Below are 27,000 nucleotides of genomic sequence, written 5' to 3' on the forward strand. Positions count from 1 at the left end.
GACCAAACCGTGATCAGAATGTTTCAGGCAATGTGACCGTTGGCGGTGATTGCCCATCATCGCCAGCAGCCTTATGTCCGTCGAGCCCCGAAATCGTGACATGGGCGATGCGGCATGCCCGCTGAAACAGCCGGTTGATCCGTTCAACCAGTGCGACATTGATGCGATAACACCGGATATCGACATCGCGCGGCCCGATCGCATCGCTGATCCGGTGCAATGTCACTTCCATCTTTGCGCCAAATTCCTGATCACGGGCCAAAACCGCCCTTGCAGTTTCCATATCGTCACCCGAATAGGCAGTCAGCGCCTGTTTCAGGCAATTTTCGGCAATTTCGAACAGTTCCGTGATCTGGGCCCGGCGTTCTTCGGACGGAATCTGGCGCAAATCCATCAGTTCGGACACCAGTTCGACCATTTCCTCGGCGACAAGATCGCCAACCGCTTCAAGATGGTTGCTGACTTCAAGCTCGTTCTGAAGCCGGTCAAGTTCACCGGGCAAAAGTTCGGATCGGCGCATTTTGCTGGCAAACAGGGCAATCGCGTCCTGCAGGCTGTCCACCCCGTCGTCAAGTTCGGCAATTCTTTGCAATTTCTTGCTGGTCGGCTTGCGCATGTTTTCGCGCCCGCGTCGCACCACATCGGTCACGATATCGCCCATATGGATGACCTCGTTGCGCAATAGTGCAATCGCGGCGGCCGGTGTATTGGTGACTTCTGCCATCAGATATTTCGGGCTGGGATCAAGGGGCGGATCAATCACCGTTTCCGGTGGCACGATCTTTTCGATCAGACGGGCGATCCATGGCACAAAGGCGATCATAAGGATCACATTGGCGATATTGAAAATGCTGTGCGCATTGGCGATTTCGCGTGCGATGTCGGTTTGCCCGCCATTGGTCGCAAATGAAATATCCGTCACAAATTCGGACAATTGCGCAATAAACGGAAGCCACAAGAAAACACCGCCGAAATTGAACAGAACATGGCCGATGGCGGTACGCAGGGCATCGCGCCCCTTGCCGATTGTCACCAGAAGTGCCGTAACACAGGTGCCGATATTCGCCCCGAAAATAAGGGCAATGCCGCCATCAAGTGTCACAAGTCCCTGCCCGGCAAGAACGATGATAATGCCGGTCGTCGCCGCACTGGATTGAACAAGGGCGGTAAAGAACGCCGCAACAATGATTGCCAGAACCGGGTTTTGCATCTCGGCCATCAGATCGATGAAGGGCCCATAGGTGCGAAGCGGTTCCATCGCATCGCTCATCATGCCCATGCCGAAAAACAGCATCCCGGTGCCAAGGATCGCCTTGCCCGCCATCGCAACGCGTTTGCGGGTTGCCATCATGGTCAGTCCAAACCCGATGGCCATCACCAGCGGCGCAATCGCATCAACCCGAAAGGCAATGATTTGCGCGGTCAGGGTGCTGCCGACATTGGCCCCCATGATCACGGCAATCGACTGGGCAAAGGGCATCAGGCCCGCGGACACAAAGCCCACTACCAAAACCGTGGTCACACTTGACGACTGAACAAGACCGGTAACCAGTGCACCCGAAAGCACCGCCATAAAGCGGTTGCGCGTCATTTTCGACAGGATAAATCGCAACCGCGCCCCAGCAAGGGTCTTGAGCGCGCTTGCCAGATGGTCCATCCCGTACAGAAAAAGTGCCAGCCCGCCAACCAGCCCGACCATCATTGCCCCGGTTTCCAGCGGCACAAAATCGGCTGCGGCCTGTGCGACCGGAATGGTCAAAAGAAGCAGGATCGCACTTGCGATAACGGGTTTGAACAATGCTGTCATCAGGGGACCGGTCAAGGTAATCGGTTGAAAACAAACCGACCATACAGCAGATTATTCACACTGTCAGGTGCCAGCACGACCAGTGAAGACATGCCCAACGCGATGTGCACGCACAATCCCGAACAAAGGAAAACCATGCGCAATATCGGTCCAACATCGTCACGTGAACTGCGCGAAATCGGGATTGAAAACCGCGATCAGCTTATCGCGACCGGCATCGTCGAAGTCACGCGCCGCCTGCTGTTTCGCTTTGGCAGTGAAAGGAAAATCAGCCTGAACTACCTTTATGCGCTTGAAGGTGCGATCCATGACCGGGACTGGCGGGATATCAAGCCTGCCCGCAAACAGGTATTGCGCGCGTTGCTCGACACATTGCGTGAAGAACTGTCAAACGCGCAGTCCTGATATCCGCCTTTGAAGCCCGTCCTATTCGGCTGCGACCGACTTGGGATCGGCGTCAATCTGTGCCAGACGGTTTTCAAGCGCGGCAATCTGTTCGGAAGACAGACGCAGGCCAAGTTTGGACCGCCGCCAGATCAGGTCATCAATCTTGCGCACCCATTCATGATCAATCAGATAGCGCAATTCGGCTTCATACAGGTCATGGCCGTAACAGACACCAAGATCATCGATCTTTGTCGCAGTACCGATGATCATCTCGATGCGTGTGCCATATGCGCGCAGCAGGCGCTTTAACAAACCGTGATCCATCCAGTCATATCGTTTGGCATAATGGGCAAATGCATCATCAAAGGATGCATTGGGGAAATCCCCGCCCGGAAGCGGTTCTTTGGCCGTCCAGGGCGCATCGCGGGTGCCAAGCTGGCGGGTAATGATCTGAAGCGCATGTTCGGCAAGCTTGCGATAGGTGGTGATTTTGCCGCCAAAAACATGCAAGGCCGGGGCCGCACCACTATCGGCTTCGAGTTTCAGGGTATAGTCACGCGACACCTTGGACGCATTTTCACTTTCGCCATTGCCGGCATAAAGCGGCCTTACCCCGGAATAGGTCCAGACAACATCGTCGGATGCCACCTGCTTTTTGAAATAGCCGCTGGCCAGTTTGCACAGATAATCGATTTCGTTCTGATCAATTTTGACCTTGGCCGGATCGCCGGTGAAATCAACATCGGTGGTGCCAATCAGGGTAAAATCATCCTGATAGGGAATGGCAAAGACAATGCGCCCGTCGCCATTCTGGAAAATATAGCAATAATCATGATCAAACAGCTTGGGCACCACAATGTGACTGCCCTTGACCAAGCGGATATTGGCGCTGGTTTTTGATTGCACCACACCATTGTCCGGATTGATCAGGTCGGCACACCACGGGCCCGCCGCATTGACCAGCATCCGCCCGGAAACCTGGCGTTCCTGACCGCTTTGCTGATCACGCAGGGAAACCTGCCAGTGCCCGTCGGTCTGTTTTGCGCCGACACATTCGGTCCGCGTCAGGATTTCAGCCCCGCAATTTTTGGCATCAATGGCATTGAGAACCACCAGACGCGCATCATCAACCCAGCAATCGGAATAGACAAAACCCTTGGTCATCCCGTCCCGCAGCGGTGCACCGGAAACGTGATTGGCAAATGAAATGCCTTCGGACGCCGGAAGTTTTTTACGGCCGCCAAGATGGTCATACAGGAACAAGCCAAGGCGGATCATCCAGGCCGGACGCAAATCATCGCGATGGGGCAGAACAAAGCGCAACGGCCAGATGATATGCGGCGCATTGCCAAGCAACACTTCACGTTCGGTCAACGCCTCGCGCACCAGACGGAATTCATAATGTTCGAGATAGCGCAACCCGCCATGGATCAGCTTGGTGCTGGCCGATGATGTTGCACTGGCAAGATCATCCTTTTCACACAGCAAAACCTTAAGCCCGCGCCCCGCCGCATCACGCGCAATACCGGCACCGTTGATGCCGCCACCAATAATGATCAGATCGTAATGTGCAGTCTCAGCCATGCGGGGCCTCTTTCAGCAAAAAGGAATCTCTTTCCCGCTAAAATATTTCATTTTCGAAAATTTTCAAGTTTCGAATTGTGACATTTATTCGACGCAGCCATGTTCGAGAAACATGACACCGCCACATTGCCCGGGACAGCCAATGCAAAATGATCAAAAGTTCATTTTTGAAACAAATTGAAAAACCCCGCCTGAAATTCAGGCGGGGCGTTCATCAAAGATTGGATACGGGATGCGGGAAATGATCGTTCGATCAGGCCAGCCAGCGTTTCTGCCAGTCAGACAGCATGGAGATCGTCCAAAGCTGATGGCCCCAGTTGCGCTTGCCGCTCATATGTTCCTGCTGCAATTTTTCGATCTGGCGACGATCAAGGCCGAAATCGTTATAAAGCGCGTCATTGGCCAAAAGATCGCCCATCCATTCGCGCAACGGCCCGCGAAGCCACTGTGCCAGCGGCACACCAAAACCGGTTTTCGGCCGGTCGATCATTTCGCGCGGCACATATTTATACAGGATCTGACGCAAGGCATGCTTGCCCACCGATCCGTTCATTTTAAGCCGTGCGGGCAACCGCCAGCCAAATTCAATCACGCGATGATCGATAAACGGTACGCGGACCTCAAGCGAATTGGCCATTGATGCCCGGTCCACCTTGGTCAGGACATCATCGACCATATACATCATCGTATCCATGACCTGCATGGACGAGACATAATCAAGATTGCGGTTGCGACAGAATTTTTCGCCCGGCACGCGGAATTTCTTACGGGTGGAACGGCTGCCCAGAAGTTTGTCGGTATCAAACAATGACAACAGCGCATGATAGCGATCAATATCATCACGGATCGCCAAAAGCGGTGCCGCCTTGTGGATTTTATCGCCAATCGCGCTGGTCGAAAGTTTGCCGGGCACCAGCCCGACCAGATTGTCCCACTGTTCGGGCGACAGCATGGTCAGCCCGCGCGACACCAGCGATGCCCCGAACGGAATACTGCCCGCCGCCGCACTAAGCTGTTTGGCCCAAAGATAGCGCGTATAACCGCCAAATGTTTCATCGCCGCCATCACCCGACAGGGCAACCGTGACTTCCTTGCGCGTCAGGGCCGAAATCAGATAGGTCGGGATCGCCGAACTGTCAAAGAACGGCTCGTCATAGGTTTCCGAAAGTTTCGGCACCAGATCCAGCGCATCCTGGGGCGTGACATAAAGTTCCGTGTGATCGGTCTTGAGATGGCGCGCCACTTCCCCGGCAAAGGCCGCCTCGTTAAAGGCTTCGTCCTCGAACCCGACCGAAAATGTTTTAACCGGTCGATCCGAGACCGACTGCATCAGGGCAACGATGGTCGATGAGTCAATCCCGCCGGACAAAAACGCGCCAAGCGGCACATCGGCCACCATGCGACGCTGAACCGCATCGCGCAGCAAATCTTCAAGTGCATCGATCGCACTTTGATCATCGCCGCTCCAGGCATGCTTCTGCCCGTTCAGAACGGCGTCTTCGACCGACCAATAGGCAAATTCGGTTGCCTGATCATGCGATGACACTTCCAGAATGTGACCGGGTTTGAGCATCTTGGCATGCGAATAGACCGAAAGCCCCGACGGCACATAGCCAAACCGAAGGTAGGCTTCCAACCCCGAACGATTGACTTCGCGTGAAATCGCATTGCCCGCCAGAAGCGCCTTTACCTCGGATGCAAAACCGATATTGCCTTCATAGCGCGACCAGTAAAGCGGCTTGATGCCAAGCCGGTCGCGCACAAGGGTCAGCTTTCTGGTTTGTTTGTCCCAAAGTGCGATGGCAAACATGCCAATCAGGCGTTTGACCGTATCGCGCACCCCCCAATGGGCAATGCATTCAAGGATTACTTCGGTATCCGAATGCCCGCGCCAGGCGACCTGGATATTGGCAGCGGCAAGTTTTTCACGCAGTTCGGGCGCGTTATAAATTTCGCCGTTATAGACCATGACATAACGGCCATTGGCCGAATGCATCGGCTGTTTGCCGGCATCGGAAAGATCAATGATTGCAAGACGGCGCTGCCCCAAGGCCAGCCCGTTTTCCTGATCAACCCAGACATCGCCGCCATCGGGACCACGATGATGCAACGCAGTGTTCATGCGCGATACAGCATCGCCCAATCCGCTTGCGTCACTCTGTCCAGACAGCCATAAACCGGCAATTCCACACATAAAACAATCCTGTAAAACCCTGCCGATACTTAAAACAATAACGGCCCATTCTACAATCAAAACATTTGGATATTGACCGGAAATGATCGGTCAAAACCGTTTTTGCCATTGCCTCCTATTCCACAGGGTGAAAACGGCAAAACAGACTGTGCAATGACGACGCAGAGTTATGATATCGTCACCGGACCTACAACCAATAATATACTGCCATCCAAACGCACGCGGTCACGTCGACATAGAATTGAAGCCTGAAAAAAAAAGATGACCCGGCAGAGATAGCAGATCATGGAGTAACGTCCGGATGAACGCTTCGAAGAAACAGGTGTCGCTTTCACTTGGCCAACGACAGATCATCAGCTATGTCGCGATCCTTGCACTTATGAGTATCCTGACAACGATTTCCGTCGTTCTTGTAAATCAGATCAACACATCCTTCACCCAGATCACCGACATCAACGGGGTCAAGCAACGCTACGCCATCAATCTGGGCGGCAGTGTGCAGGACCGCGCCATTGCCGTGCGCGACATGGCACTGGTCGCAAGCCAGGATGAGGTTGACGCCACAGTCGCCATCATCAATGAACAGGCCGCCATTTACGCCGAAGCCGCCCAGGGCATGGCGGAAATCCTTTCTGCCGAACAAACATCATCGGATGAGGAACAGCAACTTTTTGCTGAAATTCAGGCGATTGAAGAACGCGCAGCCCCGATCATCGAAAAGGTCGTCGGCCTTCGCAAGGCAGGTGAATTTTCTTCGACAATCAACCTGATCAACGCAGAAGCCGCACCGGCCTTTGCCGACTGGCGCGCCAGCATCGATGCACTGATCGAACATGAAGAAGCCAAAAGCCAGTTGATTTCCGTATCGGCCAGAACCGTCGCCAGCAACTTTTCGATTGTCATGATCGGCATGCTGGTGGCCTCGCTTGCGATCAGTATCGTCTTGATCATCTGGAACATCCGGGCCATTGCCCCGCTTCGCGGACTGACCACCGGCATGCTTGAAATTGCCGAGGGCAAGCTTGACACCGCCATTCCTGAAATCACCCGGCGCGACGAAGTCGGCGATATTGTCACAGCCGTCAAGGTATTCCAGAAAAACGCGATCGAGCGTCGCGAAATGCGCGCCAAGGAGGCAGAACTTCAACGCGCCCAGGCACAACGTTCCGAACTTATGGAAAAGCTGACCAAGAACTTTGAAAACACGACCGGCGATCTGTTGGCCGATGTTGGAATGGCCCTTGAAAAGCTGCGCAATTCCGCATCCACACTTGGCCGCACCGCGGAAACAAGCAAGGCACGCGCAAGTGATGCTGCATCTGTTGTATCGGAAGTCGCCCATAATGCGGAATCTGTTGCGTCTGCTGCCGAGGAACTTACCGCATCGGTATATGAAGTCAGCCAGCGCATTGCCCAGTCACGCGAAACCATGTCGCGGGCACAAAACGAAGCCAACAGTACCAATGAAAAAATGTCTGTCCTGGAAACATCGGCTGACAAGATTGGCGAAGTCGTCAAACTGATCACTGATATTGCCGGACAGACCAATTTGCTTGCACTGAACGCCACCATCGAAGCCGCACGTGCCGGTGATGCCGGCAAGGGCTTTGCCGTTGTCGCCAACGAGGTCAAGAACCTTGCGTCGCAGACCGCACGCGCCACCGATGAAATCTCCGAACAGATCGCCACGGTCCAATCGGAAACCCGTGATGCGGTTGCCGCCATCCGCGAAATTGTCGAAACCATTGGCGTGATCAATGACGACACGGCCGGCATTGCCGATTCAATCAATCAGCAAAGCAACACAACGACTGAAATTTCGTCGAAAATTTCAAACGTTGCGCAAAATACCCGCGACGTTGCCAGCAACATTCAACAGGCAATGGATGCCGCCGACGAAACCGATGCGGCTTCCGGTGATGTCAGGGCCGCCACCGCAAGCATGGAAGAACGCGCTCAAAAGCTCGATCATTCGGTAAAGCAGTTCTTGCGTGATATTGCCTGACATCATTGGGGGACACTGAAAACGAACGGTCAGGATATCAGGGCATCGTGCCCTATCCTGACCGTTCTATTCCCAGTCGCGCCATGCGGCGATAAAGCGTGTTGCGCCCGATGCCAAGTGCCTTGGCCGTGTTGCTGATATGCCAGTGATGACTTTCCAGAAGCTGGCGCAAGGCCGCCTGTTCGGCCTGCTCGATACTGTCGCGGGCCGACAATACGGGTTTTACGACCTCAACCCGGAAATCATCGGGCAAATGGTCACGTTCAATAACGCCATGGTCGGCAAAGACGCTGGCATATTGCAATACATTGATCAGTTCACGCACATTGCCCGGCCATTGATGACGGGTCAGAAGATCAATCACCGCGTCAGAGCACTGCACATAGTCGTTCGATAACCCGGCCAGCAACCGCCCGATCAAGTCAACAAGATCACTGCGTTCACGTAACGGCGGCACGGCCAGGCGCGCCCCCTTGATCCGATAGAGCAAATCTTCGCGGAATTTCCCGTCCGCCACCGCTTGGTTCAAGTCGACATTGCTGGCACAGATCAGACGGAAATCGACTGCTACCGACTTGGTACTGCCAAGCGGTTCGACCGTGCGGCTTTCGAGAACCCGCAATAACCGCCCCTGTGCAGAAAGCGGCATATCCCCGATTTCATCAAGGAACAAGGTCCCGCCATTGGCTTCGCGGATGCGCCCGCCAAACCCGTCGCGCGCTGCCCCGGTAAAGGCCCCGCCCGCATGACCAAACAGTTCGTTTTCAATCAATCCTTCGGGCAGTGCGGCACAATTGATGGCGACAAAATTTCTGGATTTTCCAAGGGTTGCTTCATGGATATGGCGCGCCAGATATTCCTTGCCGCTGCCGGTTTCGCCCGACATCAGGATATTGATATCGCGCGCATGAAGGCGCACACCGATATCGTAAATCCGGCGCAACGCCGGATCGCGATCGGCAATCTGTGCGGCCGGTTTTGCTGCCTTTGGCGCCCTTGTCGTGATCGGGGTCGACCGCCCGACATAGCGGCGGCGCATCCGTTCGGGCATGGTGACAGACCCGAACAAAACCCCGCCCCCGGAAATATTCAACGCGGTCGCCAGGGCCGCCCCCTGACCCTGATTGGCAAATTTCGACAACAGGTCATCCACATCCATTTCAAACATCTGCGCAATGTCTGTGGAATTGTTTGCTGCCGCCAGAATACGGCGTGCGGTTGACGTCGCACCGCTGATCGTGCCATCGGGTGCGATCGATATCATCGCATCACGGGTTGATCCGACATGGCGTGCTTCTGGATGAAGATGCAGGATCACGTCACCTGCCCGTTCATCAAAAAACAGGATACGTTCAAGCGCATCGGCATAATCGGCCACCATGCCGCGCACGCGCAGGCAATCGGTGCGTTTGATATCATCGCGTACTGCCGACACATCAAGAACCGAACAGACCTTGCCATCCGGGTCAAAAACCGGGGCAGCCGTGCAGGTCAGCACCGAATGCTGGGACAGGAAATGCTCGTCCTTGTGGATGGTGATCGGGCGGCCTTCGACGATACAGGTGCCGATACCGTTCGTGCCTTCGCGTTCCTCGCTCCAGACAGCGCCGGGCAAAAGCCCGTTGGTCCGAAAGGACGGCAACAGCGAATGGGCGGCAACACTGTCAAGGATCACGCCACTATTATCGGTCAAAAATACCGCATAGCCCGACGCATCAATCTTGCGATACAGCGTGCGCACCAGATCATGGGCATGATGATAAAGCCGCCCGTTGCGATCACGCAGTTGCCGGGTCTGGCTTTCGGATATGACTTCGGGACGGCGCAAGGTGTCATGAGCCAGCCCGAACCGTTGTTCACACCGTTGCCAGCTTTCAAGCACCGCACGATTTTGCGCACCACCGCTGAGTTGCAGTGCCGCTTCTATCCGTCCGCCGGGAATGTTTCCTGACATAGACGCTATCTCCCTTGTGTCGGTGTTTTGATCCGGAATTTTCCGGTCGCGCGGCTTTTGCCGCATCCGATCACAGAGGCAATCGTACCATATGGCGGGGCCCCTACGCCAAACAGTTTCGCTGGAAAAATACCCCGCAATCAGCAGTGTTCCATTTTTGGAACATTTTGCGCCACCTGTTCGCGACTGTTCCGCGATCCCGCAGCCGTGCATCCCGCCCCCGGATACAGACAACCGACTGAAATAAGGCACTTTCCACAAAGTCCTGGCGGTTCGGATCGAAGTGGCACGACCTTTGCGGATAAGGCGGCGTCACAATCAAAAAGCGGGCGAAAAAATCGCCTGTCGATCTCGGAGGAACCAAAATGATCTACAAGAATCCAAATGACGCCGGCAGCCCGGTCAGCTTCAAGGGCCGTTATGAAAACTTCATTGGCGGCGAATGGGTCGCCCCGGCCAAGGGCCAGTATTTTGAAAATGTGTCGCCGGTGAATGGCAAACCGTTCTGCGAGGTCGCCCGTTCCAGCGCCGACGATATCGAAAAGGCGCTTGATGCCGCCCATGCCGCTTTCCCGGCCTGGGGCAAAACATCGGTGACCGAACGCGCCAACATGCTCAACAAAATTGCCGACCGCATGGAAGCCAATCTGGAAATGCTGGCAGTTGCCGAAACCTGGGACAATGGCAAGGCGGTGCGTGAAACGCTGGCGGCTGACATCCCGCTTGCGATTGACCATTTCCGCTATTTCGCCGGCGCCATCCGTGCACAGGAAGGATCGCTGGGCGAGATTGACGACAACACGGTCGCCTATCACTTCCACGAACCCCTTGGTGTGGTCGGGCAGATCATTCCATGGAACTTCCCGATCCTGATGGCGGTCTGGAAACTGGCCCCGGCACTGGCTGCTGGTAACTGCGTTGTCCTGAAACCCGCAGAACAGACCCCGGCATCAATATGTGTTCTTTTGGAACTGATTTCCGATCTGATCCCGGCGGGCGTGGTCAACGTCGTTCAGGGCTTTGGCGTTGAAGCAGGCAAGCCGCTTGCGCAAAGCAACCGCGTTGCCAAGGTCGCCTTTACCGGTGAAACCACCACGGGCCGCCTGATCATGCAATATGCATCGGAAAACATCATTCCGGTGACCCTGGAGCTGGGTGGCAAATCGCCAAACATCTTCTTTGAAGACGTCATGGCCGCCGATGATGATTTCCGTCAGAAAGCCGCCGAAGGCATGGCGATGTTTGCCCTGAACCAGGGTGAAGTTTGCACCTGTCCGTCGCGCGCCATCATTCAGGAAAGCATCTATGACAAGTTCATGGATAACGTTCTGTCGCGCGTTGCCAGTATCAAACAGGGCAACCCGCTTGATACCGATACCATGATCGGTGCACAGGCCTCGACCGAGCAGATGGAAAAGATCATGTCCTATCTCGACATCGGCAAGCAGGAAGGCGCACAGGTTCTGTGTGGTGGCGACAAGGCCGATCTTGGCGGCGATCTTGCCGGTGGTTTCTATATCCAGCCGACCATCTTCAAGGGTCACAACCGCATGCGGATTTTCCAGGAGGAAATCTTTGGCCCGGTGGTTTCTGCCACCACGTTCAAGGACGAAGCCGAAGCCCTTCACATCGCCAATGACACACTTTACGGCCTTGGTGCCGGTGTCTGGACACGCGATGCAAACCGTTCCTACCGCTTTGGCCGGGAAATCAAGGCCGGTCGCGTCTGGACCAACTGCTATCACCTGTATCCGGCCCATGCGGCCTTTGGCGGGTATAAGCAGTCGGGCATCGGGCGTGAAAACCACAAGATGATGCTGAACCATTATCAGCAGACCAAGAACCTGCTGGTTTCGTATGATCCGAAACCGATGGGCTTCTTCTGATCGCGCAATGATCGCGGCCGGGCGCATGGCCTCCCCTGTGCGTCCGGTCATTTTTCGCGACCAAGGAGGTCCCCATGACCGGATCAGAAACCATCCCCGACCGGGTTACCGCAACCGATGCGGCGATTGAACTGATCAGGAAGCTTAAATCCATCCATGGCCCGGTGATGTTTCATCAGTCGGGCGGCTGTTGTGACGGCAGTGCGCCGATGTGCTTCCCGGACGGGGAATTCAAAACCGGCGATCAGGATGTGCTTTTGGGCAAGATCGAAGACAGCCCGTTCTATATCGGACGTGCCCAGTTCGAATATTGGCAACATACCCAGCTGATCATTGATGTGGTGGACGGGCGTGGCGGGATGTTTTCGCTTGAAGGGCCCGAAGGCAAACGCTTCCTGACCCGATCCAGAATATTCAGCGACGACGAATGGAAGGCCCTTAAAAAGGCCGAGGAGCAAAACCCGCTAATCCCCGAAACCTGATTTCTGTGTGTTACCCGTGGCGTTTCGCATCCGGTGTCATCCCCCATGATGCCCACTCCCCGAAACGCCGGAAGATGCTGACGGTTTTCCTACCCTTTCCGTGGCTTCTTCTTCCTTGCCCGCTGCCTTTACCCATTCGGGCAGCGGGTATTTTTTTATCCGGATGATGGCTGGGTAATTTCTATGCCGTGCCAAGCAGCACGATCACAAACCCGCTTAGCATGCAAAGCACTGCAAGCGACATCAGGGCCGCCATCACAACCCGCCCGCCGACATGCATGACGTTGCGGATATCAACACTTAATCCCAATGCCGCCATGGCAAGAATGGTCAGGAACGAAGACACGGTTTTCATGCCACCAAGGGCAAATTCCGGCAACAGCCCGAATGAACGGGCCGTCATCATGACGATAAAGCCGATAATGAACCATGGCACGACCTGCGCAATCGGAAGACGGGTTTCCCGCGCCCGCCCGCCAATCAGCGCCAAACTGAAAATCACCGGACCCAGCATCAAAACCCGGATCAGCTTGACCAATGTACCGACCTGCACCGCCAATGCGCCGGCCGGTGCGGTTGCGGCCAGAACCTGTGGGACAGCATAAACCGTCAGGCCCGAAAAAACCCCATATTGAGTGGCCGATAATCCAAGTCCGGCATGCAGCATCGGCAGGATGAAAACAAACAGAACGCCAAGTATCGCCGTAAAGGAAATCGATGCCGCCACATCGTCCGACCGTGCGTCAATCACCGGTGCGGTCGCGGCAATCGCCGAATTGCCGCAAATCGAATTACCACACGCCACCAGCATCGCAAGATGCCTGGTCAGTCCAAGCGCACGCCCGATATGATAGCTGACAAACAGGCTGACACAGACAACGGCAATGATTGCCGCCACCAGCCCGCCCCCGGCCGATCCAATGGCCTGTGCACTGATCGACCCGCCCAGCAACACGATGGCAATTTCAAGCACCGTCTTGCCACAAAACCGCACCCCGGCGAAATAACGAGGCGCCAGACCGAACACGGATCGCACCACCACCCCGATCAGAATGGCAAAGACCAGACTTTCCACCCAGCCACGCCCCAGCAGAACACGTTCGGCATGCTCGATAAGCTTGGCGGCAAGCGCGACCATAAGGGTCACGGCAAGTCCGGGCAGGATCGGTTTGATGCGGGTGTTAAAAAACATAATTTTCCTGTGCTTTGATCACAGTCGGAAAATCTCACTCTCAACCATTTACTTCCATCGAATAAAAATTCATATTTTATTCGATTAAATCGAATGATTAAGGCAAACTCCCCCGTCAGGCGGCCCCGTCATCCCGAACAGCCCAGTGCGCGGTGCAGGACTCTGCCCCGCGTTTAAAGTCCCCCGGCATGGGCGGGAAAGACGCCAGACCACAGTTGAAGATACCAACGCCATGATGACGCTTGAACAATTGCAGATCTTCGTTGCCGTCGCCGAACGCGAACATCTGACCCGCGCGGCCGAGGCCATTGGCCTGACCCCGTCTGCGGTCAGTTCGGCAATCAAGAACCTGGAAGGCTTTTATGGCGTGGCGCTGTTTAACCGGGTCGGACGGCGGATCGAACTGACCCAGACCGGACGCCTGTTTTTGGATGAAGCCAAATCAACATTGGCACGCGCCCGTGCCGCCGAACTGACACTGGCCGAACTGGGCGGCATGCAACGTGGTGATTTGAACGTTTATGCCAGCCAAACGATTGCAAGTTACTGGTTGCCACCGTTCCTGATGAAGTTTCACGATCAATATCCCGGCATTGAAATTCACCTGACAATCGGCAACACCAAAACCGTATCGGATGCGGTGCGCGGCGGGGCGGCTGATATCGGCTTTATCGAAGGCGACATTGATGAACCCGCCCTTGCCAAGCGCGAAGTTGCCGAAGATGCGCTGGTGATTGTGGTTGGCCCCAAACACCCGTGGGCCGATGGCAGGCCGCTAACCGCACAGGCCCTGATCACCCAGACCAACTGGATCCTGCGCGAAGCCGGATCGGGCACCAGATCGGAATTTGAAAGCGCGCTGCGTGATCTTGATGTTGATCCGGCGCGCCTTAAAACCGCCCTCGTCCTGCCCAGCAACGAGGCCGTGATTACCGCGGTTGAAACCGGCACAGCCGCCACCGCCGTTTCACAATTCGCGGTCAGTTCCCTGATCGCGCAGGGCCGACTGGCCCGCGCAAGTTTCCCGATCCCGCCACGCAAATTCATGGTCCTGCGTCACAAGGAACGCAAACAGACGCAAAGTTCGCTGGCGCTGGAAAAGCTGTGTCTGGATCAGGGCAGCTGATGTTCATGGCCCGGAAATTGGAAATTTTCCAAATGTAAATTGCGAATGCGCAATGCAGCATTTCTCGCAAACTTCTATCGATTTCCTTATACAGACCGGCTCCTGATTGGCTGTTAAAGCCCGTCAGGTCAATCAATGAACGGTTTCGCATTGCGGTGAAACACGGGGTCGGACAGGAAGGCTTTGCCTGATAGAAGGACCAACGCCAATGCTTGATGCAGAAATATTGGCACGCATACAGTTTGCTTTTACCGTTTCATTCCACATCATTTTCCCGTCATTCACCATCGGGCTTGCGAGCTTTTTGTTCGTGCTTGAAGCGATGTGGTTGCGCACCCGTGATGACACCTATCTGGCACTTTACAAATTCTGGCTGAAAATCTTTGCGCTGGCCTTTGGCATGGGGGTCGTGTCCGGGATTGTGATGTCCTATCAGTTTGGTACGAACTGGGGACCGTTTTCGGAATTTACCGGCGGCGTGATCGGCCCACTGATGGCCTATGAAGTTCTAAGCGCCTTCTTCCTTGAGGCCGGCTTCCTTGGCATCATGCTGTTTGGCTTAAACCGTGTCGGACCAAAGCTTCATTTCCTTGCTACCACCATGGTTGCGGTTGGAACCCTGTTTTCGGCCTTCTGGATTTTGTCAGCCAATAGCTGGATGCAAACACCTGATGGCTATGTGATTGAAAATGGTCGTGCGGTTGTCACAAGCTGGATCGATGCGATTTTCAATCCAAGTTTCCCCTATCGTCTGGTTCATATGGTGCTGGCCGCCTATCTGACCACCGCCTTTGTCGTGGGTGCCGTCGGGGCGCTGCATTTGTTGCGCGATCGGGAAAACCGGGCGGCCCGCATCATGTTTTCCATGGCCATGTGGATGGCGGCCATTGTCGCCCCGATCCAGATCGTCGCAGGCGATATGCACGGGCTTAATACCCTTGAACATCAACCGGCCAAGGTTGCCGCGATGGAAGGCCATTTTGAAACCCGCGAAGGCGCACCGCTGATCCTGTTTGGCCTGCCCGACATGAAGGCCGAGGAAACCCGTTATGCGATAGAAATCCCCAAGCTGGGCTCGATGATCCTGACCCATGACTGGGATGGCAAGATCACGGGGCTTAAGGATTTTGCACCAGAAGACCGCCCGAATGCCCCGATCGTTTTCTGGACATTCCGGATCATGGTCGGCATCGGGGTATTGATGGCCTTGCTTGGGATCGCAAGCCTGATCGCCCGGTTCCGGCACAAGCTTTATGACTGCAAGCATTTGCATCGCTTTGCACTGGTCATGGGGCCAAGCGGCTTTGTCGCCATTCTGGCAGGCTGGTTCACCACCGAAGTCGGGCGACAGCCATGGGTGGTTTATGGATTGATGCGCACATCCGAGGCCGGATCACCTGTCACCGCCACGGCAATTGCCGGATCGCTGATCGCCTTTGTTGTCGTCTATTCCATCGTGTTCGGGGTGGGGACGGCCTATATCCTGCGCGCCATGAACCATGATCCGCGTAACGCGCATGTGCCCACCGGTGAATTCCTTCGCGCCGGGGGCCGTCAATTGGCCGCACATAACAATCCGCAGGCAGGAGAATGATCATGGATTATCAACTGATCTGGGTTCTTTTGATCGCGGTTGCGGTTTTCGCCTATGTCACGCTCGACGGTTTTGATCTTGGAATCGGCATTCTGTTTCCCCTGATCAAGGACCCGGTCAAACGCGGCCGCATGATGAATACGGTCGCCCCGATCTGGGATGGCAATGAAACCTGGCTGGTGCTGGGGGGCGGCGGGCTTTATGCAGCCTTCCCCAAGGCCTATTCACTGCTGATGACCGCATTTTACATTCCGGTTTTTGTCATGCTGCTTGCCCTTGTGTTCCGGGGGGTGGCGTTTGAATTCCGGTTCAAAAGCAAGAACCATCAGAAACATTGGGATATCGCTTTTTCCACCGGATCAATCATTGCAAGCGCCATGCAGGGTGCGATGCTCGGTGGTTTTATCGAAGGCATTGCCGTTGAAAATGGCCGCTTTGTTGGCGGGGCGTTTGACTGGCTCAGTCCGTTTTCGATCTTTTGCGCCACGGCGGTTGTTGTCGGCTATGCCCTGCTTGGTACCGGCTGGCTGATCATGAAGATGGAAGGCGATTTTCAGGGTAATCTGCGCCGCCTTGCCAAACCGGCCGTGATCTGGATGGCGGCGAACCTTGCTGTGGTGTCGCTGATGACCACTTACGTCAATCCGGCCTATGCCGAACGCTGGTTTGCAATGCCCAATCTGGCCTTTCTGGCCCCGATCCCATTGATCACGGCCGGGCTTTTATTCTGGTTGTGGCGGGCGGTTTCGCATCGGGAAAAGACGGTCTTTGGCATTACGCTTGGCATCTTTTTCCTGTGCTACCTGGGTTTTGGCATCACGCTTTATCCCAATATCGTCCCACCAATGATCACGTTCCGCGATGCGGCGGCACCGCAAAACAGCCTTGCCTTCATGCTGGTCGGGGCCGTGATCCTGTTGCCGGTGATCTTTGCCTATACCGCTTATGCCTATTGGGTGTTTCGCGGCAAGGTCAGTGACGAGGGGTATCATTAATGCCGCAAATCACTTCGGAAAGAACCAGACGTCTGCTTTGGTTTATCGGGCTTTATATCGGCGGGATTGTCGGGGTCGGGCTTGCGGCCTTGGTGCTTAAGGCAATGCTGGGTCAGGCATAAACATCCCCCAGCACTTATGAAATTGCCTGTCATAATCCCCCGGACAGGCAGTCGCCCGGCAGCAAAATCCCCCACCCTGCTGCCGGGTTCTTTTTTTCTACTGGTTGTCCTTGCGCCGGATCAGATCGGCAAGCCGTTCGATCCCGGCGCGAATGCGTTCGGGCTTTTCGGTGGCGAAGCTGAACCGGGCGGTGTTGCGCCCCGACTGGTCACAGAAAAAGGCCTGACCGGGGACAAAGGCGACCCTGGCATCTTCCATTGCCTCGACCAGAAGGGCGCGGGCGTCAATATTGTCGGGCAATGTTAACCATACAAACATGCCGCCCCTGGGCCGGGAATAGCTGACATCATCTGGCATGAATTCATCCATCGCGCCCAGCATCGCATCGCGCTTGGCGCGGTATGCATCACGCAGGGTTTCAATATGGGCCGGGAACAGCTTGCTTGCGGCACGCAGCGCTATTTCCTGATTGATGGTTGAAACATGCAGATCGCCCGCCTGCTTCATCAGAACCAGTTGGCGGATCACCGGGCGCGGTGCGGTTACCCAACCGATGCGCAAGGCCGGGGCCAGCGTTTTGGAAAACGTGCCCAGCTGAATGACGCAACCGGCATCCGGATTACTGCCCGCTTCATCAAGTGCCAGAAGCGATGGCAGAGTTTCGCCTTCATAGGACAGCTTGCAATAGGCGGCATCTTCGATAATCACCGCGCCATATTTGCGCGCGGTTTCAAGAACCGCCATCCGGCGATCCAGGCTATAGGACCGACCGGTCGGGTTCTGGAAATCGGGCGCCAGATAGGCAATGCGTGCACCATTGGCAAAGGCCGCATCAAGTTCGGCAATGATCGGGCCGTCTTCGTCCATATTGATGCCGACATAGCTTGGCCGACGCATCGAAAAGGCCTGCATGGCGCCAAGGTAGCTTGGCTTTTCCAATACGATCTCGCGGCCGGGCTCCAGCAACAGGCGGGCTATCATATCAAGTGCCTGCTGCGCCCCGCAGGTGATCAGGATATTGTCGATATCGCGGGTCGCACCCGACTGGGCCAGATCATCGGCAATCCATTGCCGTAATCCCGGCAGACCTTCGCTGATCGAATATTGGAGGCTGCGACGGCCGGCCGTTTCATCACTGGTCAGGCCATCAAACATGTCATGAAAATCAGACAACGGGAAAAGATCCGGGTCCGGCACCCCACCGGCGAACGAGGTAATTTCCGGGCGTTCGGCAACCTTCAGCAAATCACGAATTTCCGACGCCCGCAAAGCACGGGCATCGGGCACAATCATCTCGTTCCATTGGATCGTCATGGCATCCTCATTAGGTCAGTCTTCTTGACATTATTTGGCAAGCAACACTGACCTAAATCAAGTTTATTTTTATATAGGCGACAATTTTGAAATAAAATTACCTAAAGCACCAATCCGCAGCCGTTAGTTTGTTCGCAGACAAACATCAGATTTTGGTGCTATTTCAACGAGATGACAAAGGCACGGACAAAAATCACTGAAAGAAGCATCGAGACAAAGCAGGCAATCACACCAGCAGCAAGCGCCCGAACACCCAGAACTGCCACATCGGCAGGAATCCCGAGCACATGAAAAATCGCCACCATTTGTCCGATCACCGGCACGATCAGGGTCGAGATAACCGGTAAGAAAAGCAAAACCGCAACCAACCGCCAGATCACATACAGGAAGGTCCCCCTGCCCCGCTGCCAGGTTTTACGCATTGACCTGTCCGCACCAGCAAGAACTGCGGGAAACCAGTTTGCGCCAAGGGCAATCACACCAAGAAATCCAACAAGGATAAATGCCCCGATCAAAAGCCGTCCCGAATGCGACGGTTCACGACTGCTGCCGAGCAAGGCACGTATGATGTCAGCCACAAAAAATTGCTGATAGACCAGGACCATCGCAATTGTCAGCACCGCCAGCCCCCACATCCCGACACTGCAACAAAGAACAGCTTTGCGGTTCGCAGCCAAAATAGCACCCCAACCACCCTGCCGGGTCAAACATGACAGTTGGGCTAAAATGCCAACGACAATCAACGCCACCGCATCAACCAATGCACGCACGACAAACCAGCACGTGCCGCCCAATGACAAAACCCCATCCGGACCAAGCAAGGCCGGATGGGGTACAATCGCGTCAAATACAGCAAACAGCGCCAACCATGAAACTGCTGCTGCAACCACCGAACGGTTTAACCAAAGAACATCAAAAACATCCTGAATAATCCAGGATTTGAATTTCACGCATGATGGCTCATTCTTTGGCATCGCGCCCTGGCTGCTGGATGAAACAGATCAATATATGGCGATGAAGAAGATCGTGGTTCAATCCTTATTGCTTCGCTATTGACACGCGGGCCTGAAAACGCAACGGCGGCAGCGGCAGCGAAATCATCAAACTGTCAAACGTTTTTCACCAAGGTGATAGGCACGCGATACGATCACAACAATCATGGCAACAACGACAATATATTGAAGACTGCTTACCACCATTGTTATGACTGAGGTTGCGTTAAAGGCCAGCGCGCCATCGCTTGATATCAGCGGTTGCCCACCTGCTGTCTGAACCAGATTTACAATCATCGAGCCCAGAAACAGCATCAACACAGGACCCAGCAAAACCCGTCCTGTAACGTACCATACAGTCTTCCGTCCTCTCGCAACCGCACGTCCCACGCCACTTCCATCGCCGATAAGGGCCGCGGGCAACAATGTTGCAAAGAACACCAGAACGATCCAAAGAACCACAAAGGTAAAGATGCTGGTAATGCCTATGGCAGACAGGTTCTCGATCTTGGCCATGTCTTCCGGCGACAACATGAAATGGCCGGTCAGGACAAACAGCCCCAATGATGCGGGCAAAGTATCAAGAAGTTGCAGGACAATAAAACGCCCTGAAAAAAGCCGGACACGCGACGCATCAAATTCCTTGAATGCCGCAATGCCTGCATACCCATTTAGCAACCAAGCAAACAGCGACAGCGCAAAATATCCCCAGATGACAAGTCCAAGCACATAGATGACATAGACCTGGCCGGAAAAAGGTGCTGCGAACTGCCAGAAAGCCATTGCCAGCATCAGGATGGCCACAATTAGAGTGCTGGCCCAGCAGCGCAAAATCGCAACAAAACTGGTCTTCCAGATACCTGGCTGTTTGGGGCCGGTTTGGACGGTCTCTTTATCTTGCGCCATTTCAGATTGCCTCTGCCTGTTTGAGTTCGGTTGCCGGTTGGCTTGCATCAGCCAGACGCGCCTCGCCAAGCTGATAGGCACGTGACAGGACCACGGCGACAAGAACAACGCCGGTTGCCCATACCACATAGGCCAGACCGCTCATGGCTATATCAAACGGCACAAATTGCAGTTCGCCTGCGTGAATGGTGTATGTGCGAACGGCTTCGGAAAACCGCCCGGGCAACAGGAACACGGTTACCAGGAACAATACGATATTGGCACCCGGTCCGACGATCAGGCGTGACGTCACATAGCCGATCGTTTTGCGACCGCGTGCAAACGCCCGCCGGATCGACGAACCGTCGGCCATGATTGCTGCGGGCAGCCAGGTTCCCACCAAACCAAGTGCGATCAGCATCGCCACCCCGTAAAAGACAAGCACCGCAACCATCACCAGGAAAAACCGAACGTCTTCCGGTGCCGCCTTGATTTCGGGGACCGCCAAAATTGGAACCATCACGAAAAGTGCCGGGATAAACGTCACCATGGCCACGGCAAAGCCGCGCATGAAGAACTTGAAGAAAGCGCTTTTTTCAAGTGCACCCACCGCGGAAAACCCGCTGACATTGCGCAAAACCGTCATGTGACAGGCAATGGCAAGATACGCGCCGACAAAATAGGTCGGCAAATCCGGTGATTCCATATCAGGCCGCAAGGCATAAATCACGATATCCATGATCCACAATGCCGCAACCGCCGCAGTAAAAACCACGATGTTTTTGCGAATGACGTCTGTGGCTTCGCCCCAGATCGTAATGTCGAATTTCATGCCTGTCCCCCAAGCGCGTTTAACGTGAATTCCCTTCTGGTAATGCTACTTTTCCCGCATGGCGTTTCCTGTGACTTCTGTCACACCTATCCGCCTGTGACAGGCCCCCTCCTTATGAACAGTGCCTGCTGAGATTGCTTTGGCGTGCCGGACTTTTTGCTATTGGCAATTGCGGCAGCGGCCGATAAATTAAACACACGGGGAATGTGAAATATAATTGGACCACAAAAATTTGTGTAAAAATAGAAATCACACTTGCGTTGCGGCGCATTCCATATTACCCATCAAAGCCAAGTGAAATACAATTATAAACACAAAAATTTGTGTTAATTGCCACAGTTTTGATTGATCGGCAGGAAAGAGAATGCAGCCCAATCTGACCCATCTCCGCCAGCTTGAGGCAGAGAGTATCCATATCATCCGCGAGGTTGCGGCATCGTTTGAACGGCCGGTGATGCTTTATTCCATCGGCAAGGATTCATCGGTTCTGCTGCATCTGGCGCGCAAGGCGTTCTATCCCGCACCGCCGCCCTTCCCGCTGATGCATGTTGATACCACCTGGAAATTCCGCGAAATGATCGAATTTCGCGACCGGATGGCGGCGGAATATGGTTTTGATCTGATTGTTCATATCAATCAGGACGGTGTCGAACGCGGCATTGGTCCGTTCACCCATGGGTCAAGCCTGCATACCGATGTCATGAAAACGGAATCGCTCAAACAGGCGCTGAACAAATACAAGTTCGATGCCGCCTTTGGCGGGGCGCGCCGTGACGAGGAAAAGGCACGCGCCAAGGAACGCGTATTTTCCTTCCGTACCGAAACCCATCGCTGGGACCCGAAAAACCAGCGCCCGGAATTGTGGGATATCTATAACGCCCGGATCAACAAAGGCGAAAGCATCCGTGCTTTCCCGATCTCGAACTGGACCGAGCTTGATATCTGGCAATACATCTATCTCGAACAGATCCCGATCGTGCCGCTGTATTATTCGGCAAAACGTCCGGTGGTCGAACGCGATGGCATGCTGATCATGGTTGATGACGACCGTATGCCGCTTAAACCGGGCGAAAAGCCGGAAATGAAGTCGGTGCGTTTCAGAACGCTGGGCTGCTATCCCCTGACCGGTGCCGTTGAGTCCGAGGCAGCGACCCTGCCCGAAATTATCCAGGAAATGCTTCTGACCCGTTCAAGCGAACGTCAGGGCCGTATGATTGACCATGACCAGGCCGGGTCGATGGAGAAGAAGAAGCAGGAAGGTTACTTCTGATGGCGCATAAATCTGACCTTATTGCTGATGACATCCTTGGCTACCTCAAAGCCCAGGAAGAAAAAAGCCTTCTGCGTTTCATCACCTGCGGCAGTGTCGATGACGGTAAATCGACCCTGATCGGCCGTCTGCTTTGGGATTCCAAACTGATTTTCGAAGACCAGCTGGCGGCGCTGGAATCTGACAGCCGCAAGGTTGGCACCCAGGGCGGCGAGATTGATTTCGCCCTGCTGCTTGATGGTCTGCAGGCCGAACGCGAACAGGGCATCACCATTGATGTTGCCTATCGCTTCTTCTCGACCGACAAGCGCAAATTCATTGTCGCCGATACGCCGGGCCACGAACAATATACGCGGAACATGGCAACCGGTGCCTCGACTGCCGATGTTGCCGTGATCCTGATTGATGCGCGTAAAGGCATCCTGACCCAGACCCGCCGTCACAGCTTCATCACGTCCCTTCTGGGCATCAAGCACGTGGTTCTGGCCGTCAACAAGATGGACCTGATCGATTATGATCAGTCCAAATTTGACGAAATCGTCGCTGCTTATAGCTCGTTCGCAGCCCAGCTGAATTACAGCTCGATCACCGCGATCCCGCTATCTGCCCTTCGCGGCGACAACATGATTGAAGCCAGCGCCAATACGCCGTGGTATTCCGGTCCGACGCTTCTGGCACATCTTGAAGACATTCAGGTCGAACAGGACGCGATCAACAAACCGTTCCGTCTTCCGGTGCAGTGGGTCAACCGCCCGAACCTTGATTTCCGCGGGTTTTCCGGCACTGTTTCATCGGGTCGGGTCAAACCGGGTGATGAAATTGTTGTCACCGCATCGGGTCAGACCAGCAAGGTCAAAGAAATCGTCACCTTTGATGGCAACCTTGATGAAGCCATCGCCGGTCAGGCCATCACCCTGACTCTTGAAGACGAGATCGATATTTCGCGCGGTGATGTTCTGGCGGCATCCGATGCCAAACCGGAATTCGCCGACCAGTTCGAAGCCCGCATCATCTGGATGCATGAAGATCATCTTCTGCCCGGTCGCCCCTATCTGATCAAGATGGGCGCACAGGTAACAAGCGCGCAGATCAGCGACCTTAAATACAAGGTCAATGTCAATACGCTCGAACATGTGGCGGGCAAAACGCTTGAACTGAACGAAGTCGGGATTGCCAATATCTCGGCGGACAAGGCGCTGGCCTTTGACCCCTATGACGAAAACCGTCATTCGGGCCGTTTCATCATCATTGACCGCTTCACCAATGCGACTGTTGGTGCGGGCATGGTCAACCATTCCCTTCGCCGTGCGACCAACATCAAATGGCAGGAAATGGACATCAACAAACAGGCACGTGCCTATCAGAAAGGCCAGAAATCGGTCGTTCTGTGGTTCACCGGCCTGTCGGGTGCGGGCAAATCAACCGTCGCCAACCTGGTGGAGAAAAAGCTCCATGCGCTTGGCAAGCACACCTACACCCTTGATGGTGACAATGTCCGTCATGGCCTGAACAAGGATCTTGGCTTTACCGATGCAGACCGTGTCGAAAACATCCGCCGCGTTGGTGAAACCGCCAAGCTGTTCGTTGATGCCGGTGTGATCACGCTGGTGTCCTTCATCTCGCCATTCAAAAGCGAACGCCAGCTTGCCCGCAGCCTTGTTGAAAAAGACGAATTTATCGAAGTCTTTATCGACACCCCGCTGGAAGTCTGTGAACAGCGCGATGTCAAAGGCCTTTATAAAAAGGCGCGCGCCGGCGAGATCGCCAATTTCACCGGGATTTCAAGCCCCTATGAGCGGCCCGAAAATGCCGAGATCGTGGTCAACACCGCCGATCAAAGCGCAGAAGAAGCCGCCGAACAGATTGTCGCCAAACTCGAAGAATTTGGCGTTCTCGGGGCCTGGTATCCCGACATCTGATGGCCTGCCCGATTTGATCAACGCAAAACCCGACAGTTCCGACTGTCGGGTTTTGTTTTATTCCGGGTCCGATATTCTTGCATCGCCCCAATCTTCACAAGGCCAGCCTGATTACAGCCCCACCTGCGACCTTGTAAAATACCAGCCTGCAGGTAACATCAAAACAGGACCCGGAACGGAGGTACCAATGCGGTTTTGCCCGCGTCTGGATGTCGATACATGGCTTTTGTCATTTGTGGCCATTGCGCTGTACCTGTTTGTGCCAGATCCCCTTTTGGCAGAGGAAACAGGTTTTCGCATTGGCGCGCATGTATCGCTTAACAACCAGTGGGCCCGATATACCACACCGGCCAACCGCAATCTTGCCGCCGCCCTTCAGGCCAGAACGTCGTCGGGGTCGATCGAAACCCTTCCAAATGATCGGCTTTTCCATCTGTATCGTTCCGGTGAACTTGATTGCATTCTGACCGGTGGCTGGCCCCATGATGATCCGCAACTCGTTTCAAAACATGCACTAAGCTTCGAAGTCCGGCTGTTCATCCGCAAAGATGTTGACCTTGCCAGCAAGGATCAGGTTCTGGTTGGCCGCCTGAAACAGTTTCCCCCGCCGCCATTGCCCCTGCCCGATACGATGATTGACTGGGTGGCCTTGCAAAATCTTAAACAGGGCTTTGATCTGTTGCGGGCCGGGCGCATTGATGCGCTGCTTGCCGATCCGTCCCATGTGCAAAATGCCCCTGGCGCCCCGCATGACGGCATCGTTGCCGCCGACCTTCCGCCTGTTAGACGCTTTGACGTGCCGCTACTCTGTCATGACAATGAACGCAATCGACAATTCCTTGATGTCCTTGATCAAACCTCCCTGACCCAGTGACACGGGCCCGCCGATTGGCCCCACCGGTTTGACAAAACTGGCCCTTGTCGACGGGACCGATTTCAGCAAATCTGGCTTTCCACTGTTCGTTGTCAGGAAGAAAAATGACCTCGCCCCACAAAGATGTTTTTGGAAAACCGGTTGGCCATCCCGTTGAAAATTGGACCGGATGCGCCATGCCGCCACGCAGCGACATGGTCGGCCAGCATGTGATCGTCAGCCCGCTTGACCTTGCCCGTGATGCCAGGCACCTGTTTGATGCCAACACCATGGCACAGGACGGGTCGCGCTTTACCTATCTTTCGACCAATGCGTTCAACGATTTTGCCAGCTACAAGGCGTGGCTGGAAACCATGGCAGGTCAAAGTGACCCGATGCTTCATGCCATCATCGACAAAACCCGCAATTCGGCGGTTGGCGTTGCGGCCTTTATGCGCATTGATGCCGCCAATGGATCGGTTGAAATCGGCAATATCAATTATTCCCCGGCATTGTCGCAAACCATTGGCGGGACCGAGGCGATGTATCTGATGATGCGGCGCGCCTTTGACGAACTTGGCTATCGCCGCTACGAATGGAAATGCGACGATCAGAACGCCCCATCCCGCGCCGCTGCCGCCCGGTATGGCTTTACCTATGAAGGCACGTTCCGCAACCATATGGTCTATAAGGGCCGCAATCGTGATACCGCGTGGTTTTCCATCACCGCCGAAGAATGGCCCGCTATTCGCCACGGGTTCGAAGCATGGCTGTCACCGGACAATTTTGACGCCAATGGCAAACAACGCCAGCGACTGGAAGACCTGCGCCCCTGACTTGCCGCGCGGCGCGCATATCCGCGGGACCGGGCATCAATATCTGACGGCTTACGAACTGGTGATTTTGATTTGTTCAACCTTGCCCCTATAGTCGGGCCAGGCTTGACCAACCAAAACGAGTTGCTGATGTTTGATGCCCGCCTGCGCCCGCTGATCGACATACCGCTTAATGCGGCTGCCCGTACCCTGTCGGGCACGGGGATCACCCCGAATGCCATCACCGGCATCGGCTTTTTGTTCGGGGTCCTTGGCGCGGTGTTTCTTGCCGTCCAGCTTGATTACGCGGCCCTTGTGATGATCTTGTTGTCGCGGATCATGGACGGGCTTGACGGTGCCGTTGCCCGTCATGCAGCCCCAAGATCACGCCACCCCGGTTCCAAAACACAGGAAAGCGACCTTGGCGGCTATTACGACATTGTCGCCGATTTCCTGTTTTATTCCGGCATCATTCTGGGATTTGCCATCGGGCGTCCGGAACATGCGCTTATGGCGGCCTTTCTGATTTTCTGTTTTGTCGGCACCGGGTCAAGTTTTCTGGCCTATGCGATCATCGCAGCCAAGCAGAACCGCAACCATGACAAACAGGGCAAAAAAAGCTTCTATTTCCTGACCGGCATTACCGAAGGCAGCGAAACCATCCTTGTTTTGTGCCTGATTTGCGTCTTTCCCGGCTGGTTCCCCCAGATTGCTGCAATCTTCGGGGCCTTGTGCCTGATAACGACATTCGGCCGCGTCTTGCAAGCGCGTCGCGATTTCGGCTAACGGCC

General features: G+C 54.8%; 22 protein-coding genes. 13 read left to right on the forward strand and 9 right to left on the reverse strand.

Going from position 1 to position 27,000, the window contains the following annotated elements; genetic code table 11:
• Positions 1-13: 13 nt before the first annotated feature.
• Positions 14-1,807, reverse strand: coding sequence for a Na/Pi cotransporter family protein (locus SIB88_RS15685; RefSeq protein WP_412558456.1), 1,794 nt, complete (start codon positions 1,805-1,807; stop codon positions 14-16).
• Between the two features lie 135 nt (positions 1,808-1,942).
• On the opposite strand from SIB88_RS15685, the gene SIB88_RS15690 reads away from it, so the two are divergent.
• Positions 1,943-2,212, forward strand: a complete 270-nt coding sequence (locus tag SIB88_RS15690; RefSeq protein ID WP_412558457.1) for a TfoX/Sxy family DNA transformation protein — start codon at positions 1,943-1,945, stop codon at positions 2,210-2,212.
• A gap of 21 nt (positions 2,213-2,233) precedes the next feature.
• On the opposite strand, the gene glpD is transcribed toward SIB88_RS15690, so the two are convergent.
• Positions 2,234-3,778 (reverse strand): glycerol-3-phosphate dehydrogenase, encoded by a 1,545-nt coding sequence (gene glpD / locus SIB88_RS15695; RefSeq protein ID WP_412558458.1) that lies wholly within the window; start codon positions 3,776-3,778, stop codon positions 2,234-2,236.
• 253 nt (positions 3,779-4,031) lie between these two features.
• Positions 4,032-5,972, reverse strand: coding sequence for an asparagine synthase (glutamine-hydrolyzing) (gene asnB / locus SIB88_RS15700; protein ID WP_412558459.1), 1,941 nt, complete (start codon positions 5,970-5,972; stop codon positions 4,032-4,034).
• Between the two features lie 301 nt (positions 5,973-6,273).
• Here asnB and SIB88_RS15705 point away from each other — a divergent pair, with 301 nt between their 5' ends.
• Entirely contained in the window at positions 6,274-7,977 is a 1,704-nt protein-coding gene (locus SIB88_RS15705) for a methyl-accepting chemotaxis protein (protein ID WP_068518683.1), read from the forward strand.
• A 52-nt stretch (positions 7,978-8,029) separates the two neighbouring features.
• On the opposite strand, the gene SIB88_RS15710 is transcribed toward SIB88_RS15705, so the two are convergent.
• Entirely contained in the window at positions 8,030-9,931 is a 1,902-nt protein-coding gene (locus SIB88_RS15710; RefSeq protein ID WP_412558460.1) for a sigma-54-dependent Fis family transcriptional regulator, read from the reverse strand.
• Positions 9,932-10,296: 365 nt separating this feature from the next.
• Between SIB88_RS15710 and adh the strand changes: the two genes are divergently transcribed.
• Positions 10,297-11,817, forward strand: coding sequence for an aldehyde dehydrogenase (gene adh / locus SIB88_RS15715; RefSeq protein WP_101247754.1), 1,521 nt, complete (start codon positions 10,297-10,299; stop codon positions 11,815-11,817).
• Positions 11,818-11,891: 74 nt separating this feature from the next.
• On the forward strand, positions 11,892-12,299 hold the full coding sequence (locus SIB88_RS15720; protein ID WP_412558461.1) for a DUF779 domain-containing protein: 408 nt from the start codon (positions 11,892-11,894) through the stop codon (positions 12,297-12,299).
• Positions 12,300-12,480: 181 nt separating this feature from the next.
• Here the strand turns inward: SIB88_RS15720 and SIB88_RS15725 are convergent, their stop codons facing one another.
• Positions 12,481-13,491 carry a YeiH family protein gene (locus SIB88_RS15725; protein ID WP_412558462.1) on the reverse strand — a complete coding sequence of 337 codons (1,011 nt, stop codon included), beginning with the start codon at positions 13,489-13,491 and terminating at the stop codon, positions 12,481-12,483.
• A gap of 232 nt (positions 13,492-13,723) precedes the next feature.
• Here SIB88_RS15725 and SIB88_RS15730 point away from each other — a divergent pair, with 232 nt between their 5' ends.
• The 4 genes from SIB88_RS15730 to SIB88_RS15745 all read left to right on the forward strand — a co-directional run bounded on the left by SIB88_RS15730 (position 13,724) and on the right by SIB88_RS15745 (position 17,328).
• The gene (locus tag SIB88_RS15730; RefSeq protein ID WP_318271672.1) at positions 13,724-14,617 is read left to right on the forward strand and encodes a LysR substrate-binding domain-containing protein; all 894 of its coding nucleotides are present in this window, start codon (positions 13,724-13,726) and stop codon (positions 14,615-14,617) included.
• A gap of 208 nt (positions 14,618-14,825) precedes the next feature.
• Positions 14,826-16,211 (forward strand): cytochrome ubiquinol oxidase subunit I, encoded by a 1,386-nt coding sequence (locus tag SIB88_RS15735; RefSeq protein WP_412558463.1) that lies wholly within the window; start codon positions 14,826-14,828, stop codon positions 16,209-16,211.
• Entirely contained in the window at positions 16,208-17,206 is a 999-nt protein-coding gene (gene cydB / locus SIB88_RS15740) for a cytochrome d ubiquinol oxidase subunit II (RefSeq protein ID WP_412558464.1), read from the forward strand. Before SIB88_RS15735 ends, cydB begins: the two co-directional genes overlap by 4 nt.
• Complete coding sequence (locus tag SIB88_RS15745) at positions 17,206-17,328, forward strand: hypothetical protein (protein WP_412558465.1); 123 nt, start codon at positions 17,206-17,208, stop codon at positions 17,326-17,328. The genes cydB and SIB88_RS15745 overlap by 1 nt, the downstream gene beginning before the upstream one ends.
• A 97-nt stretch (positions 17,329-17,425) precedes the next feature.
• Here SIB88_RS15745 and SIB88_RS15750 read toward each other — a convergent pair whose 3' ends face one another.
• The 4 genes from SIB88_RS15750 to SIB88_RS15765 form a co-directional block, all read right to left on the reverse strand.
• Positions 17,426-18,643 (reverse strand): PLP-dependent aminotransferase family protein, encoded by a 1,218-nt coding sequence (locus tag SIB88_RS15750; protein WP_068518691.1) that lies wholly within the window; start codon positions 18,641-18,643, stop codon positions 17,426-17,428.
• A 158-nt stretch (positions 18,644-18,801) separates the two neighbouring features.
• The gene (locus tag SIB88_RS15755; protein WP_068518692.1) at positions 18,802-19,593 is read right to left on the reverse strand and encodes a hypothetical protein; all 792 of its coding nucleotides are present in this window, start codon (positions 19,591-19,593) and stop codon (positions 18,802-18,804) included.
• Between the two features lie 150 nt (positions 19,594-19,743).
• Positions 19,744-20,643: a hypothetical protein gene (locus tag SIB88_RS15760; protein ID WP_412558466.1), complete on the reverse strand. Its 900-nt coding sequence runs from the start codon at positions 20,641-20,643 to the stop codon at positions 19,744-19,746.
• The gene (locus tag SIB88_RS15765; protein WP_412558467.1) at positions 20,543-21,352 is read right to left on the reverse strand and encodes a hypothetical protein; all 810 of its coding nucleotides are present in this window, start codon (positions 21,350-21,352) and stop codon (positions 20,543-20,545) included. Before SIB88_RS15765 ends, SIB88_RS15760 begins: the two co-directional genes overlap by 101 nt.
• Positions 21,353-21,716: 364 nt before the next feature.
• Here SIB88_RS15765 and cysD point away from each other — a divergent pair, with 364 nt between their 5' ends.
• The 5 genes from cysD to SIB88_RS15790 all read left to right on the forward strand — a co-directional run bounded on the left by cysD (position 21,717) and on the right by SIB88_RS15790 (position 26,995).
• Complete coding sequence (gene cysD, locus SIB88_RS15770; RefSeq protein WP_068518695.1) at positions 21,717-22,622, forward strand: sulfate adenylyltransferase subunit CysD; 906 nt, start codon at positions 21,717-21,719, stop codon at positions 22,620-22,622.
• Positions 22,622-24,541: a sulfate adenylyltransferase subunit CysN gene (cysN, locus tag SIB88_RS15775; RefSeq protein WP_412558468.1), complete on the forward strand. Its 1,920-nt coding sequence runs from the start codon at positions 22,622-22,624 to the stop codon at positions 24,539-24,541. The genes cysD and cysN overlap by 1 nt, the downstream gene beginning before the upstream one ends.
• Before the next feature lie 187 nt (positions 24,542-24,728).
• Positions 24,729-25,415: a hypothetical protein gene (locus tag SIB88_RS15780; protein WP_412558469.1), complete on the forward strand. Its 687-nt coding sequence runs from the start codon at positions 24,729-24,731 to the stop codon at positions 25,413-25,415.
• Positions 25,416-25,591: 176 nt separating this feature from the next.
• Positions 25,592-26,230 carry a GNAT family N-acetyltransferase gene (locus SIB88_RS15785; protein ID WP_412558470.1) on the forward strand — a complete coding sequence of 213 codons (639 nt, stop codon included), beginning with the start codon at positions 25,592-25,594 and terminating at the stop codon, positions 26,228-26,230.
• 105 nt (positions 26,231-26,335) lie between these two features.
• Positions 26,336-26,995, forward strand: a complete 660-nt coding sequence (locus SIB88_RS15790; RefSeq protein WP_412565919.1) for a CDP-alcohol phosphatidyltransferase family protein — start codon at positions 26,336-26,338, stop codon at positions 26,993-26,995.
• Positions 26,996-27,000 lie beyond the last annotated feature (5 nt).

The sequence above is a fragment of the Thalassospira sp. MIT121401 genome (assembly GCF_047125595.1).
Taxonomy (GTDB): Bacteria; Pseudomonadota; Alphaproteobacteria; order Rhodospirillales; family Thalassospiraceae; genus Thalassospira; species Thalassospira povalilytica.

Bases quoted from the DNA above. Each gene is read 5' to 3' on its own strand.
- SIB88_RS15690 (WP_412558457.1), top strand. From the start codon at position 1,943: ATGCGCAATATCGGTCCAACATCGTCACGTGAACTGCGCGAAATCGGG.
- adh (WP_101247754.1), top strand. From the start codon at position 10,297: ATGATCTACAAGAATCCAAATGACGCCGGCAGCCCGGTCAGCTTCAAG.
- SIB88_RS15735 (WP_412558463.1), top strand. From the start codon at position 14,826: ATGCTTGATGCAGAAATATTGGCACGCATACAGTTTGCTTTTACCGTT.
- SIB88_RS15730 (WP_318271672.1), top strand. From the start codon at position 13,724: ATGATGACGCTTGAACAATTGCAGATCTTCGTTGCCGTCGCCGAACGC.
- glpD (WP_412558458.1), bottom strand. From the start codon at position 3,778: ATGGCTGAGACTGCACATTACGATCTGATCATTATTGGTGGCGGCATC.
- SIB88_RS15785 (WP_412558470.1), top strand. From the start codon at position 25,592: ATGCCGCCACGCAGCGACATGGTCGGCCAGCATGTGATCGTCAGCCCG.
- SIB88_RS15705 (WP_068518683.1), top strand. From the start codon at position 6,274: ATGAACGCTTCGAAGAAACAGGTGTCGCTTTCACTTGGCCAACGACAG.
- asnB (WP_412558459.1), bottom strand. From the start codon at position 5,972: ATGTGTGGAATTGCCGGTTTATGGCTGTCTGGACAGAGTGACGCAAGC.
- SIB88_RS15720 (WP_412558461.1), top strand. From the start codon at position 11,892: ATGACCGGATCAGAAACCATCCCCGACCGGGTTACCGCAACCGATGCG.
- SIB88_RS15765 (WP_412558467.1), bottom strand. From the start codon at position 21,352: ATGAAATTCGACATTACGATCTGGGGCGAAGCCACAGACGTCATTCGC.
- cysD (WP_068518695.1), top strand. From the start codon at position 21,717: ATGCAGCCCAATCTGACCCATCTCCGCCAGCTTGAGGCAGAGAGTATC.
- cysN (WP_412558468.1), top strand. From the start codon at position 22,622: ATGGCGCATAAATCTGACCTTATTGCTGATGACATCCTTGGCTACCTC.
- SIB88_RS15685 (WP_412558456.1), bottom strand. From the start codon at position 1,807: ATGACAGCATTGTTCAAACCCGTTATCGCAAGTGCGATCCTGCTTCTT.
- SIB88_RS15780 (WP_412558469.1), top strand. From the start codon at position 24,729: ATGCGGTTTTGCCCGCGTCTGGATGTCGATACATGGCTTTTGTCATTT.
- SIB88_RS15725 (WP_412558462.1), bottom strand. From the start codon at position 13,491: ATGTTTTTTAACACCCGCATCAAACCGATCCTGCCCGGACTTGCCGTG.
- SIB88_RS15745 (WP_412558465.1), top strand. From the start codon at position 17,206: ATGCCGCAAATCACTTCGGAAAGAACCAGACGTCTGCTTTGGTTTATC.
- SIB88_RS15710 (WP_412558460.1), bottom strand. From the start codon at position 9,931: ATGTCAGGAAACATTCCCGGCGGACGGATAGAAGCGGCACTGCAACTC.
- cydB (WP_412558464.1), top strand. From the start codon at position 16,208: ATGATCATGGATTATCAACTGATCTGGGTTCTTTTGATCGCGGTTGCG.
- SIB88_RS15750 (WP_068518691.1), bottom strand. From the start codon at position 18,643: ATGACGATCCAATGGAACGAGATGATTGTGCCCGATGCCCGTGCTTTG.